The sequence below is a fragment of the Methanobrevibacter sp. DSM 116169 genome (assembly GCF_046197865.1).
Taxonomy (GTDB): domain Archaea; phylum Methanobacteriota; class Methanobacteria; order Methanobacteriales; family Methanobacteriaceae; genus JAHKLT01.
Genome location: NZ_CP166990.1, coordinates 1,448,317 through 1,469,690, shown reverse-complemented (window position 1 = coordinate 1,469,690; position 21,374 = coordinate 1,448,317). Strand labels below are relative to the sequence as shown.

Here is a 21,374-nt window from a genome sequence, read left to right as displayed (position 1 = left end):
GTATAATTGAAAATATTTTTCCATTATAACTGTCTTTTTAGAAAACGAATTATTTAAATATAATTTTAAACATAAATTAATTATTATTTAAATTAATGGAGTAATATTATGAATAAAAGAACAATAGAACTATCTGGCCATATAATTGATTCATTGGCACTTCCAAAAACAATGGACATTATTATGGATATGGGTGGGGATTTTGATATTTTGGAATTTGATGTTGGAAAAAGAAAGTCAGATATTAGTAGGGCTAAAATTCTTGTTTCAGCAAATGATCCGAAACTTTTAAATAATATTTTAAATGAATTAACAGGATTAGGTGCTTCAATAGCTGAGCTGAAAGATGCTGAACTTATAAAAGCTCCTAAAGACAAGGTTGCTCCTGAAGGATTTTATTCAACATCTAATCTCAAAACACATGTATTAAATAATAGTAATTGGTTAGTTGTAGAAGATATTGAAATGGATTGCGTAATAGCTATTGATGAAGATAATAAAAAAGCTTATTGTAAACCTATATTGGATATTAAAGAAGGAGAATCTATTGTTGTAGGTAATGACGGGATTAAAGTTACTCCTTTACAAAGATCAAGAGGTAAAAAAGGGACTTTTGAGTTTATGAATAGTGAAGTTTCATCAGAAAAACCTTTAATGTCTATTGTTGATAATATAGCTAGTGAAATTAAAGAAATCAAAGAGCGTGGGGGAAAAATAGCTATTGTAGGAGGTCCTGCAATTGTTCACACTGGTTCTGCAAATATGTTAGCTGATTTAATTAAAAGTGGATATATTGATGTTATATTAGCAGGTAATGCTTTAGCTACTCATGATATTGAAGGGGCTATTTATGGTACTTCTTTAGGTGTTGATTTAGAAAGTGGTGAAATAGTTTCTCATGGTCATACTCATCATATGAGGGCTATTAATAAGATTAATAATTCTGGTTCTATTAAAGATGCAGTACTTGATGGAACTTTAAAAAAAGGAATTATGTATGAATGTGTTAAAAATGATGTTCCATTTATTTTAGCAGGTTCAATTCGTGATGATGGACCACTTCCAGATACAATAACAGATATTTCTAAATCTCAAAAATTAATGAGAGAATATGCTCAAGAAGTGGATATGGTTATTATGATAGCTACAATGCTTCATTCTATTGCTGTAGGTAATTTACTACCTGCTCATGTTAAAACTGTTTGTGTAGATATTAATCCAGCTACTGCAACTAAATTGTCTGATAGAGGAAGTTCTCAAGCAGTAAGTATTGTTACAGATATAGGAGCATTTCTACCAGTTCTTTATGAATCGTTAAATAAATAGTTTTTAGGTGTTGTCATGGAATTTACAGCTTATATGTTAGATGTATATACTAATTTTGTATATCCTGCTATTATCAAATTAGATGAAGATATTATTGAAGATGTAACTCCTATTGTAACTGATGATTATCAGGATGTTGATTTTGAGGGCATTTTACTTCCAGGATTTATTGACTCTCATATTCACATTGAAAGTAGTATGCTTACTCCTAGTCAATTTGCTAAAGTAGCTGTTTCTCATGGCACAACTTCAGTTATAGCTGATCCTCATGAAATTGCTAATGTTTGTGGGGTAGATGGTGTTGAACTTATGATTGAAAATGCTAATTCATCACCTTTAAACTTTTATTTTACAGCTCCTTCATGTGTTCCTGCAACTGGTTTTGAAACATCTGGGGCAAGACTATCTAATCAAGAAATAGAACAATTATTTATAAAAGATGAAGTTATAGGTTTAGGAGAAATGATGAATTTCCCTGGAGTTATTAACGAGGATATTGATGTTATTAATAAATTAGATTTAGCTATTTCTTATCAAAAACCAATTGATGGTCATGCTCCATTACTTTCTGGTGAAGAATTAGAAAAATATGTTAGTAAGGGAATATACACAGACCACGAATGTTCAAGTTTCGATGAAGCTATTGAAAAAAAGAAGTTTGGTATGAAAATCATGGTAAGAGATGGGTCTTCTGCTAAAAATATGGAAGCACTTTTTGATTATGATGATAGAATGAATTTTCTTGAAAACAGTGATCTTTTTGATGAAATACCATTTGATGAATTTGAACAAGCACTTGAAAAACCATTTTTTGATTTTTTAGTAAGTGATGATAAAAATCCTAAAGATCTTTTAAAAGGACATTTAAATGAATCAATAAAAAAAGCTGCTGATATAGGTATTGATGTAATTGAAGCTATTAAAATGGTTACAATTAATCCGGCATCATATTATGAATTAAATTCTGGTGCAATTTCAAATGGTAAAAAAGCTAATTTTGTTTTAGTTGATTCTTTAGATAGTTTAAATGTTAAAAAAACTTTTATTAATGGAAAAATTGTTTATGATGAAGGTGAAACACTATTTGATTCAGTTGATTTTCCAATAACAAATACATTTAATTTAAATCCTAAAAATTCTGAAGATTTTGATATTAAATATGATAAAGATGGATTAGTTAATGTAAATGTAATAAAAATTAATAATGATGATATTGTTTCTGAGAAAATCAATGAGGATTTAAAAGTTGAAAATAACGTAATTTTACCAGATTTAGATAAAGATATTTTAAAAATTAGTGTTGTTGAAAGATATGGTGGAAATACCATGGCAAATGCTTTTATAAAGGGTTTTAATATTAAAAATGCAGCTATGGGATTATCTGTTTCCCATGATTCTCATAATATTGTAGTTGTTGGATCATCATCAGAACTTTTAAAAGATGTAACTAATTTAATAGCTGAAACTAATGGTGGTATAGCTATTGTATATTTAGATGATGAAGGTAATAAAAAAGAAGAGATTTTAAAACTTCCTATTGCAGGGTTAATGTCTAATGAAGAATGTGAAGTTGTATCTGAAAAATTAGAAAGTCTTCAAAATGTTGTAAAAAGTTTAGGATGTAAATTAGATTCTCCTTTTATGAGCTTATCTTTTATGAGTTTACTTGTTATTCCAGAGCTAAAATTATCTAATAAAGGATTATTTGATGTAGGTAGTTTTTCTTTTATAGATGTTGTAAATGAATAATAAATTTATAAAGTATATCCTTTTTTAATTATTTCTTTTTTTAAAATATCTAATGCTTCTTTTTCTTTAAGTGAACCTACTTTAGTTATTAATCTTTCAGCTTCTTTAAGTCTATCTAAATAATATTCTTGTTCTTTTTTACTAACTATATCTAATCTTGTATAATTTACAAGAGATTCTATTAATACATGCATTCCTCTATTAATTGGTTTAACAGATTTATTTTTAATAACAATTTCTTCTACTTTTGCAATTACAATTTCTGCTTCACTTTTTTTAACAGGATCTTCATAGCTAATAGAATCTTTAAAGGTAAGTACTTTACATTTAAAATAGGCATCAACATTTTCTAAAATATTTTCTGAATTATAATATTTTTGAGGAATTGTATCAATTGTAGCTAAAGTAAATAAAATGGGGTCATATGTAATATTTACTATAAATTTACCAGTATTGTGTATATTTTTAAGTGTTTTGCTTGTTTTAAAAATTTTACAAATTACTTCATCTTTATTTTTATACATAATTCCTATAGGAGCAGCATTATATGATTTATCTTTATTTTCAGTAGTGAGAATTACTTCATATTTTTGCCCTTTTTCAATTCCAATGTCGTTTAAATTAATATTCATTTTACACCTAAACTTATTTATTGATTTTGTAATTAAAAAAACTTTTTATATAAGTTAAATCTAATATTTTATTATATTAATTATGAGGACTCGTCATGAATTATAAAATGTATTATGAAATGATGGAACAACCAGATTCAATTAGAAAGACTTTTGATATGGAGCTTCTTAAAATGGAAGAAATTTCTTCAAAAGTTGAAACAGTTGATAATATATATTTAATTGGATGTGGAAGTTCAATTTCTACTTGTTATAGTATTAGAGAAGCATTAAGAATGACTTCTAATTTAGATATAGAAGTTTTCACAGGTTATGAATTTTTTTATAATAAAAAATTAAATAAAAATGAAAATTCTATAGCTATTTTCACATCACAATCTGGTGAAACTGCTGATACTTTAGCATCACTTAGAAGAGCTAATGAAAACGAGATTCATACAGTAGCTATTTCTAATGAAGAAGATAGTTCAATGATTCATGAAGCAAAAAGTCCAATTATTACAAGAGGCGGTAGAGAAACTGCTATTCTTGGAACAAAAACTTATATTACTCAATTAGCATGTTTATATCAAATATTGTTTAAAGCATCTGATTATGATAAAAAAGATGAGTTATTAGAAGAATTACATAATCTTCCAAATATTATAGAAGATGTATTAAAAAGTAGTGAAGATGAAAATAAAAAACTTGCTAAGGGGCTTAAAGATGAAGAAATATTTTATTGTTTAGGTTCTGGGCCTAATTTTGGTCTTGCTTTTAAATTAGCTATGACTATGATTATGGAAGGTGCAATAAAACATGCATGCCCATTATTTTCTGCAGAATTTAGACATGGTTTAATTGAAAGAGCAGAAAAAGATGTTCCAATTATCTTCTTAGATTCTAATTTTGATTCTGATGAAATTACAAAAAAAGCTATTGATTTTTCAAATAAATTAGAAGCAAAAACTATTGTTTATAATTTAAAAGATTATGCTAATGTAGATAAGTTATTATCCCCATTTATTTTGGTAATTCCTTTAGAATGGTTTATTTATTATTTAGCTCATTACAACAATGAAGATCCTGGAAGTACCAGACACATTGGAAAAGTTAGATATGAATAAGCTTTTATTTTAAAAATTAAAAAAAGAAATAGCTAAAAATAGCTATTTATTAAATTTATTCTACATTTACTTTATATGTTTTAATTTCTACTTTAGGAATTTCTATGAAAACTAAACCATTTTCATATCTTGCTTTTACATTATCAACATCTACTTCAGTTGTAAAATTAATTTCTCTTTTACATTTTCCTGATTGAATAGATCTAAGTAATACATTATAATCATCATTTAAATTTTTAATTTGATTAACAAATGATTCAAATTCGCAAGAAATAAAGATAGCTATTTCAGTCATTTCAATATCAATACTTTCTTTTTTAACGCCAGGAACAGCTACTTTTAAATAGTATTTTTCACTATCTTCGATTAAATCAACATCTAATGTATTCATGGTGTTTTGTTTATATTCATTAATTTTCCCATCAATAGATTTTTGTGCAGTTTTTAAATTTAAAATCAAATCATCAAATCCTTTACCTAAATCATTTGCAGCTTGATTTGCAAATTTTTTCCCTTTTTCTACTTTTTCATTAATAGTTTCGTCATTCATGGTTTCTTCTTCCTCAAATGTATTATTTTCATTTGTATTTTCTGCCATTTTTAACTCTCCTTTTAAAATAATTTATTAAGTAATTATATGTATTTCAAAGTAAATAAAATTTTTCAATTTCTAACTTTTTTTTTAAAAAATAGCTATTGTTTAAAAGAATTAAGAAAAAATAATAAAAAAATGAAAAATGTATAAAAATTATAAAAAATGTTAAATCTTAAAATTGTTCTTCCTCTTTTTCATGGGGAATTTTTTCAATTTTATCTAGAATATTGAATATCTCATCAATGCCTTCACCAGTTGAAGCAGAAACAAATAAAACATTATCTAATTTATCTACATATTTAGTAACATAGTCGAATTTTTCTTCATCTTTTTCATAATCAGATAAATCAATCTTATTAAATAAATAAATAACAGGTACTCCTTTGAATATTTTTTCTATTTCTTTAAGTAAGTTTAGTTGACTTTCTAATGGAAATCCACATGTTTCAGACATATCAAAAATAAATAATATTGCATCAGCTAAATGTTCTAAAGCTACCATAGCATTTAATTCAATATCATTCATTTTAGAAACAGGTCTATCTAAAAGTCCAGGTGTATCAATAATTTGATAATTTTTCCATCTCTTTTCAAAATGTCCTATTTGAATACCTTTTGTAGTAAAAGGATAATTAGCTATTTCAGGCTCAGCTGTTGTAATTTGTTTGAGTAATGTAGACTTTCCTACATTTGGAAATCCAGCTATTACAATGGTAATTGCATCAAAATCAATTGTAGGCATATTTCTTAAATTAGCTTTTGCAAAATCTAGAAAATCAAGATCTTTTTTAATTTTATTTACAACAGAAGCTATTCTCCCATATGCTTGTTTTTGGTATCCACTAGCTTTTTCTGAAGGAGCTCTTCTAATTTTTCCTGCATAATCTTTTTCTAATTGTGTTAAAATACCATAAGCCCAGTTTAAAGCTCCTAATGATTGTTTCATATCATCTACACCTACAGTAATATCAATATAATCTTGATAAAACTCAGGAAGTTGTTCAATAGGAGGGACACGATCTAAAATCATTTTCAATCTATCTTTAATTACTTGACATGCTGTTATAACCCTAACTTCTTCAATTCTTTTACCTTTTAAATGTTTAGGCATTTTAGTTGTTCTAGTTAAATCAGCAGCCTTTTTTCCTCTCCTAAACCCTTTATCTAGTAATTCATCAGGTGTAGGAATTGTTGGTATCATCATTTTTTTCACTCTTTTATAATTATTATATTAATTAAGAACTGCCTCCAACTAAGGCATTTAATATTCTTGTATGTGGTCCACCATCACCAACAGGTGCAGTTTGACCAGATTTACCACAAAAACCAATTCCTAATTTAAAATCAGATCCTAATCCATCAATGTTTTTTAAAGTTTCTAATATATTTCCAGATAAAGAAACATCTCTTAAAGGCTCTTTTATTTCACCATTTTCTATTTTAAATGATTCTGCAGCATTAAATTGGAAAATACCTTTTCCAGTATCTACTTGCCCACCTCTTGAACCTTTTAAATATATTCCTTCTTTTATATCTTCTATTAATTCTTCAAAACTCATGTCTCCAGGTTCTAAAAAGGTATTACTCATTCTCACAATTGGTTGATCTGAAAGAGAAGATCTTGCATTTCCTGAAGATTTTCTATTTAATTTAGATGCACTTTCTCTTGATGTTAATAAACTTATAAGTTCTCCATCTTTAATTAATTGATTTGGTTCAGTTTTAGTTCCTTCAACATCATATGGATAATAACCAAACCCTTCTTTTAAGCTAGCATCATCTACAATATTTACAATATCTGATGCAATTTTATCTCCAAGTTTTCCTTTTAAAATAGAATCATTTTGTAAAATTAAATCTCCTTCTACTGCATGACCTAATGCTTCATGAATACAAACACCAGTTAATTCATTATCAGCTATTATTGGGAATTTACCAGATGGGGGAGTTTTAGCATTTAACAATCTAATTGCTTTATTTGCAACATCTGTGGAAAATTGCTCTATATCTGCATCTTTTAAGACTTCATATCCTTTTACTCCACCAAGACTACTATGGCCAAATTGTATCAAATCACCAGATGATGCAACTACATTTAAAAATAATCCTACTCTACTTTCTTCTACTTGTATTTGGGATCCTTCACTACTTATAAACGCTGTTTCTAGTTCACTATCAGAATAATTTACAGTAACACTTTTAACTTCTCCAATACTTGCATATTTATTAACATCATTAAGTAGTTCTTTTTTTTCTTCAACATCTACTGAAGAGAACGGAATTTTACAAGGTGTTTTTGTTTTATCTTTAATAACTTCACTTTCAGATAATGTTATATCTCCTTTTAATGATGCAGATATTTTTATAGAATCTTTAGCTATTTTATCTAATTTTTCAATTTCATTAGTATATGCAAAGCCCCATGTTCCATTTTTTAAAACTCTAATTCTTGCACCTAAACTAGTCCCTGTGTTTATTAATTGTAACTTACCGTCCTTCATCATCAAGCTTGTGTTTTCTCCTTTTCCCGCTCTTATATCTACATAATCAACTTCTTGACTTGTTTCATCAATAATTTTTTTAAAATAATCTAAATATTGTTCCATTTTTTTCACTTCATTTGAATAAAATTTTTAGCTATTTATACTATATGTCTATCATTTAATAAAAACAATATTATTTTTTGGCTTAAGTTAACTTTAAATTTTATTCTTTTTAATTGATATTTAAATTTATTAGAGAGATTTATTTCTAATTTTCTCTTTTAAAAAAACTTTTATAATGATAAATCATTATTATTATTTTTATTTTTTCAAAACATTTAACATGAATAAGTTATATATATTATAATACATTACTATCTGTACCATAAGATTATTTTTCTTTTATTTTATGTCTTAGGGAAGGTGTAAATTCTTATCATATAATATTTATTCCTTTATTGTATGATATTATGGAGGTAGATGATATGAAAAGGTTTAATAAAATGGCTTATGAAACCCCGGAAGATATGGTTTTTGGTCATGCAACAAAACCAGTTACAGCTGTTAGAGATTTTAAAGTTGGTGCTGGATTTGTAATTCCTGAATTAAATGTAGCTCCTGCTGAAGGTGCTGAAGTTAGTAAAGAAAAAATGAATAATGAGATGAAAAATATTGCATACAGTGCTTGTGAACGTGCTGTAGGTATTGGACTTCCTGCTTTTCAATTAGAGCAAGAACATATTTCTCAACAAACTTCTAATCCTGATTGGGTAGCAGAAAATACAAAAATTGCTGTTGATGTTCTTGAAGAGTTTCAAGATAAATATGGTATAAAAACAGCTTATAGGGCAACTCCTGCAGATATTCGGGATGAGGAGAAAAATTTCCAAATGGATGATTCTCCACAATATAATTTGATTATGGAAAGTTGTGAAGCTGCAGTTGAAAATGGTGCTTCATTTATTTCTATTGAATCTGTTGGTGGTAAGTCTGTTTCAGATTATGGTATCGCAAGAGCAGATATTAAAGCTATGCTTTTTGGAATTGGTGTTCTAGGAAGTATGGATATGGAAAATATGTGGACAGAAATCGTTAAAATTGCAGGAAAATCAAAAGCTCTTCCTGCAGGTGATACAGATTGTTCACAATCTAATACAGCTATGTTTTTAGCTGGTGGATTAACTACAAAAGATAATCCTCATACTTTAGCAGCACTTGCAAGAGCTATGGGTGCAGCTCGAAGTTTAACTGCAGTTGAATGTGGTGCAGTTGGACCATTAAAAGACTGTGGATATGAAAACCCAATCATTAAAGCTATTTCAGGTGTTCCAATAGCTACTGAAGGTAAAGATGCAGTATGTGCGCATTCTGATTTAATGGGTAATTTAGTTGCTGCAGTTACTGATGTTTGGAGTAATGAATCTGTTTATCACAGAGAAGAAATGGGTGGAACTACTCCTCAAGTATGGTTACAAGCTTTAGGTTATGAAACTGCTTTAATGAATGCATCTATTGAAATGGGAGAGGAAAAAACATTAAGAGATATTTATACTTTAGCTGATAAATACAGAGATCCTCAAGCATTAATTTTAGCTTATGATAATGCATATAGAATTGGTGAAGCTATTATTAAATATGCAGATGATCCATATCTTCGAGCTAAAGCTGCTGCAATTGAAGCAGGAAATATTATTAATGAAGCAGTTGATGCGAAAAAACTATATTTGACCAGATTTGAAAAAGATTCATTAGATAATGCAATGAAAATATTAGAAGGCTTAACTGATGAAGCTGATAAATTTACTAAAGATTGTATTAGAAGGTATAAAAGAAGAGTTCATGATTTTAATCCTAAAAATTATGGATTATAGGACTTTAAATATTTATAAGGAGGTATAGATATGAGTTATACAGACTTAGAAGATAAATTCGATGAGAACAATGTTTATGTTAGGTATAATGTTGTATTAGAAGGGCCTGCTGTAAAACCTGAAGATGATGAAGATGTTGTTAAAATCTTACCTAAAGATGAACCATTTAGGGAAATCGCTTTAGGAGTTTTACATGAAAACAATGATGAAGTATTAGATAATGTTAAAAAAGCTTTAGATGATGGTGTATCTCCTATTGATGTTATCAATAAAGGATTAATGAAAGGAATTGATTCTGTTAGTGCATTATATACTAAAGGTATTTATTTCTTACCAGATTTGATGTTAGCTGGAGATTGTTTAATGGCAGGAGTTAAAGATTGTGAAAAGGTTTTAGGTCATAAAAGTGAAACAAAAGGTACTGTTGTAAGTTTTGTTGCTGAAGGAGATCCACATGATATTGGTAAAAACCTTATTTTAATGTTTTTACGTGCTGGTGGATTTGAAGCAGTAGATTTAGGACGTGATGTACCTGCAGATAAAGTTGTTGAAGCAGTTAAAGAGTATAATCCGATTATGCTTACTGGTACTGCTTTAATGACTACTACTATGACAGCATTTCCAAAAGTTGTTGATGCTATGGAAAAAGCTGGCCTTAATGTTCCAATTGGTTGTGGTGGAGGAGCTGTAAGAAAAGATTATGTAGAATCTTTCCCTATGAGTTTTTATGGTGTTGAAGCATACCACACTCCTAAACTTGCTAATGCAATATTAGAAGATAAATTATCTTGGGATGATGTAAGGAAAAAATACAGTGATATTGTTGGGGAATTTGTTCCTGAATACTCTTAAATAATTTATTTTTAAGAGCTTTTGAAAATTTTATTAATTTAAAATTTTCATTCTTTTTTTTATTTATTTTGAATAAGAAATTTTAATTATTATAAACAACATATATTTATTTATTACTTTTTAATTTAGTTAAAAAACTTATTTAAAGAAGGCGATATTATGAATTTAAAAGATAATCTTTTATCTGCACTTTCTGGTGAGAAAGTTGATATAACTCCTGTTGTTAGTGTTACTCAATTAGGTACTGTTGAAGCTATGGATAAACTCGGTGTTTTTTGGCCTGAAGCTCATAAAAATTCTGAAGATATTCTTAAATTAGGTGCTTCTTTATATGAATATGCAGGTCTTGAATGTATTAGGTTTCCTTTTGATTTAACTGTTGAAGCTGAAGCTATGGGAGCAGAAATTAATTATGGTACTAAAGAACGTCCTCCTGAAGTTTCTGGTATAACATTTGAAAGTTCTGAAGATATGGATATTCCTGATGATTACTTAGAAAATGGTCGTATTCCCGTTATTATTGATGCAATTGAACTAGCTAAAGAAAAATATGGAGGAGAAGTTCCAATTATTGTTGGTGTTTGTGGGCCATTTACTTTAGCAGGACATTTATTAGGTGTTGAAAATCTTGTTAGGGACATGGTTACTGATTCTACATCTGTTGAAGATGCAATGGATATATGTCTTGATGCATGTATGGATTATGCTGATTTAATTAGTGAAACTGAAGTTGATGTTGTTTGTGTTGCTGAACCTACAGCATCACCTGATTTAATTAATCCAATTCAATTTAATTCTCTTATTAAAGGTAATTTAGAAGATTATGCTGGTAATTTAGATGTAGCTTCTGTTTTACATATTTGTGGATCTACACAACCTATTGTTAAAGATATGGCTTCACTTGGTTATGATGGCATCAGTGTTGAGGAAAAATTACCTTTTGATATTGCAAAAAAAGAATTAGAAGGTGTTGATAATCCTTCAAGATTAGTTGGAAATGTCTCAACATCAGCTACTCTTTTTAATGGTACTACTGAACAAGTTAAAGCTGAAGCTAAAGATGCATTAGATAAAGGCGCAGATGTTTTAGCTCCAAGTTGTGGAATAGCTCCATTATCTCCAATCGATAATATTAAATCTTTAGTTGAAGCAAGAAATGAATATTTTAAAATTTAATATGGAGTTTATAATATTATAGATAAAATAGTTGATATTTTAAATAATATGGAAGGTGTATTAAAAGTCGAAGAATTATCTAATGAAGATATTCTTAATTTAATAGAAATTGAATCTAAGCGAGCTGATGAATTAGTCCCTGTAATTAATGAAGGTTTAAAAGAATGCTTTAGAAAAGATTATCACATGGTTCTTTTTGCTGATAATAGTTTTAAACTTCCAAATTGTCATGAACTTTTACTTGTTAATGATGAAGGGATTGTTGTTGGAAAATATTTAAATGAAAATGATAATAAAGAAGATTATCAAGATTTAGAAGATTATGAATTTTTAAGTGATGATTTTGTTTTATTTAAAGATAAAATGAAAGGAGGAATTCCTTTCTCAGGTGGAGAATATTTTTTAATTCCTGGTTGTGAATGTAATGATTTAATGGATTTAAATGAAGTTTGCGAATCATTTATTTCTATGCCTTCTGTTGAATCTGATTATTATCTTAAAAATAAATTTTCTTTTAATAAAGATTCTAATATTGCAACAATAATTGTTAGCTATTCTTTAAATTAATTTGGTGTTTTTATGGTTATTATTGTAGGTTCTGGTGCAGGTGGAGGATTATTAGCTATGGAACTAGCTTCAGCTAATATTCCTGTAACTTTAATTGAGAAGGGACCATTTATTGAAACAAAAGATGCATTTAAATATTATGATAAAAGTGATGAAGGTGTTGATTTACTTAAAACAACTTGTATTGGCGGAACAACTTTAGTCTCAACAGGCAATGCTGTTAGATCTTTAGAAGATGATTTTAAAAAATTAGGAATTGATTTATCTAATGAATTTAATGAATTAGAAGATGATTTAAATATTCATGAATTAAATGATTCACATCATGGCATATCATCAAATATTTTTATTAAATCAGCTAATAAATTAAATTTAAATCCTTGTAAAATGCCAAAAGCTATTAATGAGGAGAAATGTATTATTTGTGGTAATTGTGCATTTGGATGTCCTGTTGATGCAAAATGGACCTCAAAAGATTTTGTTGAAATAGCTGAGGATAACGGTGCTGAAATCCTTACAAACTCTGAAGTAATTGATTTAATTATTGAAAATGATCAAGTTAAAGGAGTAAAAATCTTAAATAATGGTAAAAAAGAAGAAATTATATCAGATTTAGTAATATTATCTGCTGGTGCAATAGGTTCTGGAATAATTTTACAAAATGCAGGAATTAAAGCAGGTGAGAAGTTATTTTTTGATTCATTTGTTACTGTTGGTGGTATTTTAAAAGATGTCCGATTAAATAAAGAAATACAAATGAATGGACTAGTTACAGGTGAAAATTTTATTTTAGCTCCTCATTTTTCTACAATTATCTATGATGAACTTAAAGATAAAAATATTAGATCTGAAGATATTTTTTCTATAATGGTTAAAATTCCTGATGAACCGACAGGATATATTAAAAATAATAAAGTTTTTAAAAATAATTCAATAAAAGATGGTAAATATTTAGCAGAAGGCTGTGCAGTTGCAGGTTTTATTTTAAAAGAAGCAGGAGTAGATCCAAATACAATAAAATCTACTAATATAAGAGGTGCACATCCTGGTGGAACAGCAGCTATTGGTGAGGTGGTTGATACTAATCTTCAAACTAAAATAAATGGTTTATATGTAGCTGATGCAAGTGTTTTACCTAAATCTCCAGGAAAACCTCCAATTTTAACAATTTTAGCACTTTCAAAGAGATTATCAAATTATATAATAGCTAATTATTGAAATTGTTTATTTATATGTTCTTTATTAATAAGTTTATCACAATAATAACAACGAGCTAAAATTGGAGATTTACTTATAATTGCAAATTTAGAATTAATAGGTTCATTAACATTATTTGTAATACATTTAGGATTAGTACACTTGATAATAGAAGTTATTTCATTTTTTAAACTAATTTTATCTTTTTTAACAATTTCATAATCTCTAATAATGTTAATAGTAGAATTTGGAGCTACAAGTGCAACTTGATCAAGTTCATCAGATTCTAATTCTCTGTTTTCTATTTTTAGAATATCTTTTCTTTCAATTTCATTAGATGAAACATTCATAGCTATTGTAATGTTTTTATGTTCTTTATTTGGAAGATTTAATATTTTTAAAACATGTAAAGATTTGTTAGCACTAATATGGTCAATAACTGTTCCATTTTTAATTGGTTTTATTTTTAGTGTAGGTTTATTTGACATAGTATTAACTTTCATTTGCTTTTATTTTATTAATTATAAATTCACTTTCTTTTATTAAAGCATTTTTAGATTTGTTTTTTGTTTTAACAATAAATTTTCCGATTACACGAGCTCCTCTTGCTTCAACTTTTTCTTCCATTCTTTTGATTGTAGCAGATCCTCCACTACCACTCATAGTAGTAAATAATACTACATCTTTAGCTCTTAAATCACATCTATCTATAATTGTAATAATTGCAGGAGTAGGATTGTTTGCCCATGTTGGAGTTCCAAAAAAGACAGTATCATATTCTGTAAGATCAACTCTAATTGGTTGAATTTTTGTCTTTTTTTCTCTGAAAGCATCTAATGATGCAGCCATTTTATTCTTTACTCCTTTCCTATCTTTTAAATCTTTAATTTTAACTATATCTGTTTCTAAGTTTTCAGATATAGTTTTAGCTACTACTTCAGTCCGACCACTTGTTGAATAGTAGATTACAATCGCATTCATATTTGAAACCTCAAAGGATTTTTTCATTATCTATATTTAATTTATAACTTATACTATATATTATTTAAGCTTAAACAAAGTTTAAGGATTTAAACCAATATATTTTAATCCTTCATCTTCTTTGAAATTTTCCATAATATTCATATTATGAATAGCTTGACCTGATGCTCCTTTTACTAAATTATCTATAGCAGATAACATAATAACTCGCCCTGTATCATCAATTTCATATCCCCCAATATGAGCATAATTGGATCCTCTTACAGAACTTAAATGGGGTGTTTCATCATTGTCTAATAATTTAATAAATGGTTCATTTTTATATGTTTTTTCATATAATTTCTTTAAGTCATCTGATTTAATATTTTCATCTTTTAAAATACTATGACTTGTTGTTTGAATTCCACGTATTACTGGAACAAGATGGGGAGTAAATGATACTTTAACATTTTTAAAACCGTTTAATTCTTGTTGAATTTCTGCCATATGTCTATGACTACTTATTTTATATGGATTAACATTATCTGCAATTGTAGGATAATGTGTTGCTTCAGTTGGACTTATTCCTGCACCACTAACACCTGTTTTAGAATCAATAATTACTCTTTCAACTAAATCTTCTTTAATTAAAGGATATGTAGCTAAAATTGCTCCTGTTGGAAAACAGCCTGGATTAGCTATTAAATTAGCATTTTTTATATCTTTTCTATAAATTTCAGGAAGTCCATAAACTGCTTTTAAATCAGATATATGTTCCATATCATACCATTTTTCATAAACTGCAGTATCTTTAAATCTATAGTCTCCACTTAAATCAATTACTTTCATTCCTTCATTGATTAATTCAGGAACAATATGCATTGAAGCTCCATGAGGAGTTGCAGTAAAAGCTATATCTGCATTAAGTTTTGATGCTTTTTTATCTTTAAATATTAGTCCACTATCTCTAATATGTGGATGGACTTTATGAATTGGGATACCATCATATTTTCTTGATGTAATTTCTGTTATTTCTACATTTGGATGATTTAATAATAATCTTACTAATTCTCCTCCAGTATAACCACTTGCTCCAATAATAGCTACTTTTATCATAGTTTCACCTTTATTCACAATTATCTAATATTTTATCTTTAAAATCAGTTTGTTTTATTTTTTTAATAATCTTACAAGTACTATCTAATTCATCTTTATGGTATTTTTTTACTCTTTTTACTTCAGCTTTCAAACCTTTCTCTTTAAGAGCTTTTTGTAAGGTTTCCTCATTATGTGTTTGATCGGCACCTATAGCTATTATATCAGGATCTATTTTTTCTACAATTTTTAAAATATCACCTTTTTCGCTACCTAAATAAGCTTCATTAACTGGTTTTAACATTTTAATCATTTCTAAACGCTGATTTTCATTAACAATAGGAATTCTTTTTCTTTTTTTAACAGTCAAATCCCTTGCAACAACGACGTAAAGTTTTGAATCTTTTCCACCTAATGCTTTAGCTTCTTCAAGATATATTCCATGACCAGGATGTAAAAGATCAAATGTTCCACTTGCCATAACTTTCATAATCATCACTATTGATATTTTAATGCTTCTTTTAGGTCAATTTTTTCTTTATAAAGAGCAGAACCTATTACAACACCTTGTGCACCAGTTGTACTTAGTTTTTTAATATCATCTATTGAACTGATTCCTCCAGAATAAACTATTGGAATATCAACTGATTCAACTAAGTTTAGAACAGGGTCTATGTAAAATCCACCTAATAATCCTTCAACATCAACATTTGTAAATAATATACTGCCTGCACCATGATTTTTAAATTCTAATGATAATTCTGCAGGAGTTTTATCAATTTGTTCCTGCCAACCTTTTATTACAACTTTAGAATCTTTACTGTCTAGTGAAATCATTACTCTTTCAGATCCATATTCATTAGATAATTCAGTAATTGTATCAGGATTTGTAATTCCCATAGTTCCAATTATTAATCTTTCGATATCTAAATCTAAGAGGGTTTTAGCATATTCAACTGTTCTAATTCCTCCACCTAATTGAATTGGAATAGAAACTTCCTTTAATATTTTTTTAATTACTGGTAAATTAGTATTATTATCAATAGCTCCATCTAAATCTATAATATGAAGTACTTCAGAACCTAAACTTTCCCAACGCCCTGCAACCTTTTCAGGATTTTCAATAACAACTTGTTCACTTCCAGGTTTGCCTTGAACTAGCTGTACACATTTTCCTCCTTTAATGTCAACAGCAGGCATTATTAACATTTTATCTTTTTCAAATGACATTAAAACACCATAAATTATTAATATTTATTTTTATTTCTATAGCTATATAATAATTTTTAAAAAGAATTTATATTATAGATAATTTCTTAAACTAGATTAATTAAATATTTTTAAATAGGAGTTTTCTTAAGATGAAAAGAACGGCTTTAAAAATTGCATATATTGGGACTAATTTTCATGGTTTTCAAAGACAACCTAATCTTAGGACTGTTGAAGAGGAATTAATATATCATTTGAAAAAATTAGGATATATTGATGATTTAAAAGAGTCTAGATTCAGAATTGCAGGTAGGACAGATACTGGAGTTCATAGTTTAGGTAATGTAATTAGTTTTCAAAGTGAAAAAGAAGTTCTCATAAACCAAATCAATAACAGCTTACCTGATGATGTGCAAATTATTGCTAAAGCTCCAGTTCGTTTTGGATTTAAACCAAGATATGCAAAAATGAGGCATTATAGGTATATATTACTTAATGATGATTTAGATTTAGATTTACTTAATCAAGTAGCTGATATTTTTAAAGGAACTCATAATTTTACAAATTTTACTAAAAGATATCAAAAAACTACAACTAGGACAATTCATGATATAAAAATAAGTAAACCAGATATTAAATCAGAAAATAATGAAAATTTACCTCATTTAAACAATACTTATCATCCAATTTTTATAGATATTTATGGAGAAAGCTTTTTATGGAATATGGTACGTAAAATGATGAGAGTTTTTGTTGATGTAGCTACAAATAAAATATCTCTTGATGATGCTGAGAACTTTTTAAATCCTAAAGAAGATTCTCCAAGAGAACATATAAAAGTTTTAAATCCAGAATATCTTATTTTAATGGATATAGAATATGATGGTATTAAATTCCAAAATGATGATTATGCATTTAGAAGATTTAAGAAATATCTATTAAATAACCTATTAAACCTTCAAAAAGAATATGCAATAACAGAATCTTTTTTAAAAAGTTTTGAAGATTTATAAATAAATATTAATATAGGTTTTAATATAAGTTAAATTATTAAAATTACTTAGTGATAAAATGAAAATAGCTATTGTACTTGGAACAAGACCAGAAATAATAAAAATGGCTTCTGTTATTGATGAGATTAAAAAAAGAAATCATGAACTTGTTTTAATTCATACTGGTCAACATTATGATAAAGAAATGTCTGAAAACTTTTTTATTGATTTGAATTTACCTACACCTAATTATAATATTCATGTAGGATCAGGTTCACATGGAAAACAAACTGGTTTGATGATGGAAGGAATAGAAGAGGTTTTAGTTGATGAAAAAGTAGATATAGTTCTTGTTCAAGGAGATACAAATGCAGTTCTAGCAGGAGCTTTAGTTTCATCTAAATTACACATTCCAGTAGGACATGTTGAAGCAGGCTTACGTTCTTTTGATGAATCGATGCCTGAAGAGATTAATAGAAAAGCAGCAGATGTCTGCTCAAAAATGTATTTTGTACCAACAGAAGAATCAGCTATTAATTTAGCATCAGAAGATATTTCAAGAAAAAAGATTTTCCTAACAGGAAACACTATAGTTGATGCATGTTATAGAAATTTAAAAATAGCTGAGAAGAAAGAAATTACAGAAGAATCTTTAGCTAATTTGAATATTGATAAGTTAAATAATATTTTAACTTTAACAATTCATAGAGCTGAAAATGTAGATGATGAAAAACGTTTAAAAAGTATTATCGAAGCTTTAAAAAAATTAAATTCAATGAATATTATATTTCCAATTCATCCTAGAACTAAAAAGACACTTGAGAATTTTGGTCTTTTAAAAGATTTAGAAAACTTAAATCATATTCATATTATAAAACCAGTAGGATATTTAGACTTTTTATTACTTTTATCAAAATCTAGTTTAATCTTAACAGATTCTGGAGGCCTGCAAGAAGAAGCTATTACATTAAATGTTCCAGCTCTTACATTAAGATATAATACAGAAAGACCTGAAACAGTAACAGCTGGTGGAAATATATTAGTTGGATCTGATACAAAAAAGATTGTTGATACAGCTAATAAAATTCTTGAAGATGAAAAGTTTAAAGAAGCTATGAAAAAAGCTTCAAATCCATATGGTGATGGTTCATCAGCTTTTAAAATATTAGATGCAATTGAAAGCTTTTATAAAAACGATTTATTAACTATTGAATCTCCAGATGATATTATGTTATCATTTAATAGAAAAATAAGTATTATTGGAAATGATATAACCGTTAAAGAATTTGAAAATAAATTTAATGCATTAGTTAAAATAGCTTATTCTAATAAAATGCATTTTCCATATGATGATTTAAATTTAAAAGATATGACTGTAGTTTTTGATGAATATAATTAAATAAGCTATTCAATAGGAAATTGAACTTCTGTTAATAATTCATCTGGTGAAACTTCAGTAGGACTATTTAAATAAATTTCTTTTGGAATTCCATTAGGTTCAAATTTATTTTCAGTAATATAATTCCATATACTCATATAAGTTTCACCTAATTTAGTATATTCTCCTTTATGGATTCCAGATATTACATTGTGTTTTGGAATTTCTTTTATTTTAACTTCACCTTCTTCTTTAGCTTCACCAGCTATTGGAAAACCCATGTCATAAACCATATCTTCTGGTTTGACCATACTAGGATCAGTATAATAAAGTGAAAAAGGAGCTCCAATTACATTAACATTATTTTCAATAATGTAATTCATTAGTTTTTCCATCAAATCTCCCATATTTTCAACATTTCCTTTATAATTAATATAAGCACTTTTTCAGTTTCAATAGTCTTTTTTTCAAAATCCATACTATCACTTGTGTAAATATTTTAAAATAAGTATTAAATGTGCTGTAATATGAAAAAATATTTATTAGTTAAAGTCCTGGAGATTAATCCTCACATTTTTGTTGATAAATATGAATGAGGTGGTGAGTTCAATCTTTAAAAATAATTTTTCACAATACAACACTAAATAAATTTTTAATCTTTATTATTTAAAAGATTATCTAAATTATAAAAATAATTTATTATCTTCCTTTTGAACAATCCATACAATAATCTTTTTCTTTATTTGATTTAAATGATTTTCCACATTTTTTACAAGATAAATCTAATAATTTAGATTTTTCATCCATAATATCTAATGCACAAGGACATTTCCAACCCATTTTTCCTTTTAATGCTGCTTCAAATGCTTTATCTTCATCGATTTCTTTAGACATTTTATTCATCTCATTATATACTTTTCTTTTTAATGGATAATATATTTTTGGATAAATTAAATATTAATTAGATTTTGAGACATGGTATGGAAAATTTTTTTATATTATATTAATATAATCTAATATAAAATTTTCTATTTATTTTTGTAAAAATATGAATATTATATATTATTTTTTAATTTTTTTACATAGAGTTTTTTATTTTCACTATTAAAATAATATTTATTAAATAAAGAAATACTATTCATGCAATTTATATAAATTTTTTTAAGAAATTCTGGATTACTTTTAAAATATGCTTCTCTTGTTAATCCTTTTCCTCTTCCTTGTAAATTATCAATTAACTCCATTGTCAACATCTCACCAGCTATATCTTGATTTTGGTTTAATTGTGTTGAGTTAAATCTTCTAAACATATGTGGTGAAAATCGAGAATATCCTCCTGCTTTTTTAAATCTGCATTTATCATTAATTCTTTTACATAAATAGTTTACATTGCTTTTCGAGTATTTGAAAAGGTTTTTACTTAAATCCTTATTATTTTCTTCAAATAAACTCTCAATGATAACTTTTGTTGTCTCAGGAGTACAAAAAGAATAATATGTTTTTCCTGTTTTTGATCTATATAATTTAAATGTTGGAATAATATCCTTTCTTTTTATTAATATTTTAAAGCTTCTTCTAAATTTTCTGATTTGTGATAAGAATAAGTAGACTTATAAAAGTCTTTTTTAGTAATATTTTGTGTTTCTTGGATAGCTGTGCCACTTGATATCATCATCATAATTCTTGATTTTAAATATTTATTAGAATGTTTTAATCCTTTTATAAGTTCTTCTTTAGTTAAAATATCATCATATGTAATTATTGGATTTTTTTTAAGAATCTTTTTATTTATAGGAGGTAAATTAGGCACTTCAATTCTAAAACATCTGTAAAAAGTTTTTATTCTTGTCTCATGAGATAAAACACTGTTATTTACAAAATTTGGAATTAAATAATCCGTTCTAAAATCTAATATTCTATTGTAAATTTTTAGTTCATGATGAGGTATTTTCTCTTTTTGCTCGTTAATTGCTTCTTCTATTAGTTTAGATATTGAAATGTTGTGAAATTTGGAATATTTCTTTAATGAATTTTTGTAGTTAGTTATAGTTGTTTTTGAATGACCTCTAATCTTATGAAAATTTTCTATATCTTTTTGATTTTGAATTATCATAGCTTAAATTTATTATAATAATATTATAATATTTTTTCTTTTAAATAATACAATGCATTAATTAATTAAGTTA

At 26.9% G+C, this 21,374-nt stretch carries 23 protein-coding genes; 10 read left to right on the top strand and 13 right to left on the bottom strand.

The window, feature by feature from the left end:
- The first annotated feature begins 108 nt into the window (after positions 1-108).
- Positions 109-1,326 carry a TIGR00300 family protein gene (locus ACA134_RS07055; RefSeq protein ID WP_409199715.1) on the top strand — a complete coding sequence of 406 codons (1,218 nt, stop codon included), beginning with the start codon at positions 109-111 and terminating at the stop codon, positions 1,324-1,326.
- A 15-nt stretch (positions 1,327-1,341) separates the two neighbouring features.
- Positions 1,342-3,075, top strand: coding sequence for an adenine deaminase (gene ade, locus ACA134_RS07050; RefSeq protein ID WP_409199714.1), 1,734 nt, complete (start codon positions 1,342-1,344; stop codon positions 3,073-3,075).
- A gap of 5 nt (positions 3,076-3,080) precedes the next feature.
- On the opposite strand, the gene ACA134_RS07045 is transcribed toward ade, so the two are convergent.
- Entirely contained in the window at positions 3,081-3,707 is a 627-nt protein-coding gene (locus tag ACA134_RS07045) for a DUF447 domain-containing protein (RefSeq protein WP_409199713.1), read from the bottom strand.
- A 95-nt stretch (positions 3,708-3,802) separates the two neighbouring features.
- Between ACA134_RS07045 and ACA134_RS07040 the strand changes: the two genes are divergently transcribed.
- Positions 3,803-4,813 (top strand): SIS domain-containing protein, encoded by a 1,011-nt coding sequence (locus ACA134_RS07040; RefSeq protein WP_409199712.1) that lies wholly within the window; start codon positions 3,803-3,805, stop codon positions 4,811-4,813.
- A 55-nt stretch (positions 4,814-4,868) separates the two neighbouring features.
- Here ACA134_RS07040 and ACA134_RS07035 read toward each other — a convergent pair whose 3' ends face one another.
- From ACA134_RS07035 to ACA134_RS07025, 3 genes are all read right to left on the bottom strand, one after another.
- Complete coding sequence (locus tag ACA134_RS07035; protein WP_409199711.1) at positions 4,869-5,411, bottom strand: Hsp20/alpha crystallin family protein; 543 nt, start codon at positions 5,409-5,411, stop codon at positions 4,869-4,871.
- Between the two features lie 169 nt (positions 5,412-5,580).
- Positions 5,581-6,612, bottom strand: a complete 1,032-nt coding sequence (locus ACA134_RS07030) for an NOG1 family protein (RefSeq protein ID WP_409199710.1) — start codon at positions 6,610-6,612, stop codon at positions 5,581-5,583.
- A 31-nt stretch (positions 6,613-6,643) separates the two neighbouring features.
- Complete coding sequence (locus ACA134_RS07025) at positions 6,644-8,014, bottom strand: TldD/PmbA family protein (protein ID WP_409199709.1); 1,371 nt, start codon at positions 8,012-8,014, stop codon at positions 6,644-6,646.
- 362 nt (positions 8,015-8,376) lie between these two features.
- Between ACA134_RS07025 and mtaB the strand changes: the two genes are divergently transcribed.
- The 5 genes from mtaB (at position 8,377) to ACA134_RS07000 (ending at position 13,575) form a co-directional block, all read left to right on the top strand.
- Entirely contained in the window at positions 8,377-9,762 is a 1,386-nt protein-coding gene (mtaB, locus tag ACA134_RS07020; RefSeq protein WP_409199708.1) for a methanol--corrinoid protein co-methyltransferase MtaB, read from the top strand.
- A gap of 30 nt (positions 9,763-9,792) precedes the next feature.
- Positions 9,793-10,614: a methanol--corrinoid protein MtaC gene (gene mtaC / locus ACA134_RS07015; RefSeq protein ID WP_409199707.1), complete on the top strand. Its 822-nt coding sequence runs from the start codon at positions 9,793-9,795 to the stop codon at positions 10,612-10,614.
- A 159-nt stretch (positions 10,615-10,773) separates the two neighbouring features.
- Positions 10,774-11,790 (top strand): methylcobamide:CoM methyltransferase MtaA, encoded by a 1,017-nt coding sequence (gene mtaA / locus ACA134_RS07010; protein WP_409199706.1) that lies wholly within the window; start codon positions 10,774-10,776, stop codon positions 11,788-11,790.
- A 48-nt stretch (positions 11,791-11,838) separates the two neighbouring features.
- Positions 11,839-12,357 (top strand): hypothetical protein, encoded by a 519-nt coding sequence (locus tag ACA134_RS07005; RefSeq protein WP_409199705.1) that lies wholly within the window; start codon positions 11,839-11,841, stop codon positions 12,355-12,357.
- A 12-nt stretch (positions 12,358-12,369) separates the two neighbouring features.
- The gene (locus ACA134_RS07000) at positions 12,370-13,575 is read left to right on the top strand and encodes a GMC family oxidoreductase N-terminal domain-containing protein (RefSeq protein WP_409199704.1); all 1,206 of its coding nucleotides are present in this window, start codon (positions 12,370-12,372) and stop codon (positions 13,573-13,575) included.
- On the opposite strand, the gene pyrI is transcribed toward ACA134_RS07000, so the two are convergent.
- The 5 genes from pyrI to hisA form a co-directional block, all read right to left on the bottom strand.
- On the bottom strand, positions 13,569-14,042 hold the full coding sequence (gene pyrI, locus ACA134_RS06995) for an aspartate carbamoyltransferase regulatory subunit (protein ID WP_409199703.1): 474 nt from the start codon (positions 14,040-14,042) through the stop codon (positions 13,569-13,571). The genes ACA134_RS07000 and pyrI overlap by 7 nt on opposite strands.
- A 4-nt stretch (positions 14,043-14,046) precedes the next feature.
- On the bottom strand, positions 14,047-14,535 hold the full coding sequence (locus ACA134_RS06990; protein ID WP_409199702.1) for a flavodoxin family protein: 489 nt from the start codon (positions 14,533-14,535) through the stop codon (positions 14,047-14,049).
- 81 nt (positions 14,536-14,616) lie between these two features.
- Positions 14,617-15,630 carry an N-acetyl-gamma-glutamyl-phosphate reductase gene (gene argC, locus ACA134_RS06985; RefSeq protein WP_409199701.1) on the bottom strand — a complete coding sequence of 338 codons (1,014 nt, stop codon included), beginning with the start codon at positions 15,628-15,630 and terminating at the stop codon, positions 14,617-14,619.
- 10 nt (positions 15,631-15,640) lie between these two features.
- Positions 15,641-16,102 (bottom strand): adenylyltransferase/cytidyltransferase family protein, encoded by a 462-nt coding sequence (locus ACA134_RS06980; RefSeq protein WP_409201086.1) that lies wholly within the window; start codon positions 16,100-16,102, stop codon positions 15,641-15,643.
- Positions 16,103-16,107: 5 nt separating this feature from the next.
- Positions 16,108-16,839, bottom strand: coding sequence for a 1-(5-phosphoribosyl)-5-[(5-phosphoribosylamino)methylideneamino]imidazole-4-carboxamide isomerase (hisA, locus tag ACA134_RS06975; RefSeq protein ID WP_409199700.1), 732 nt, complete (start codon positions 16,837-16,839; stop codon positions 16,108-16,110).
- 131 nt (positions 16,840-16,970) lie between these two features.
- Here hisA and truA point away from each other — a divergent pair, with 131 nt between their 5' ends.
- Both truA and wecB read left to right on the top strand, forming a co-directional pair.
- On the top strand, positions 16,971-17,831 hold the full coding sequence (gene truA / locus ACA134_RS06970) for a tRNA pseudouridine(38-40) synthase TruA (protein ID WP_409199699.1): 861 nt from the start codon (positions 16,971-16,973) through the stop codon (positions 17,829-17,831).
- A 58-nt stretch (positions 17,832-17,889) separates the two neighbouring features.
- Entirely contained in the window at positions 17,890-19,209 is a 1,320-nt protein-coding gene (gene wecB / locus ACA134_RS06965) for a non-hydrolyzing UDP-N-acetylglucosamine 2-epimerase (RefSeq protein WP_409199698.1), read from the top strand.
- Positions 19,210-19,214: 5 nt separating this feature from the next.
- On the opposite strand, the gene ACA134_RS06960 is transcribed toward wecB, so the two are convergent.
- The 4 genes from ACA134_RS06960 to ACA134_RS06945 form a co-directional block, all read right to left on the bottom strand.
- Entirely contained in the window at positions 19,215-19,622 is a 408-nt protein-coding gene (locus tag ACA134_RS06960; RefSeq protein WP_409201085.1) for a GyrI-like domain-containing protein, read from the bottom strand.
- Positions 19,623-19,887: 265 nt separating this feature from the next.
- Positions 19,888-20,082: a hypothetical protein gene (locus tag ACA134_RS06955; RefSeq protein ID WP_409199697.1), complete on the bottom strand. Its 195-nt coding sequence runs from the start codon at positions 20,080-20,082 to the stop codon at positions 19,888-19,890.
- A 161-nt stretch (positions 20,083-20,243) separates the two neighbouring features.
- Positions 20,244-20,432 carry a hypothetical protein gene (locus tag ACA134_RS06950; protein ID WP_409199696.1) on the bottom strand — a complete coding sequence of 63 codons (189 nt, stop codon included), beginning with the start codon at positions 20,430-20,432 and terminating at the stop codon, positions 20,244-20,246.
- 311 nt (positions 20,433-20,743) lie between these two features.
- A complete protein-coding gene (locus ACA134_RS06945; RefSeq protein ID WP_409199695.1) occupies positions 20,744-21,301 on the bottom strand; it encodes a hypothetical protein in 558 nt (185 codons plus the stop codon).
- Positions 21,302-21,374: the final 73 nt, after the last annotated feature.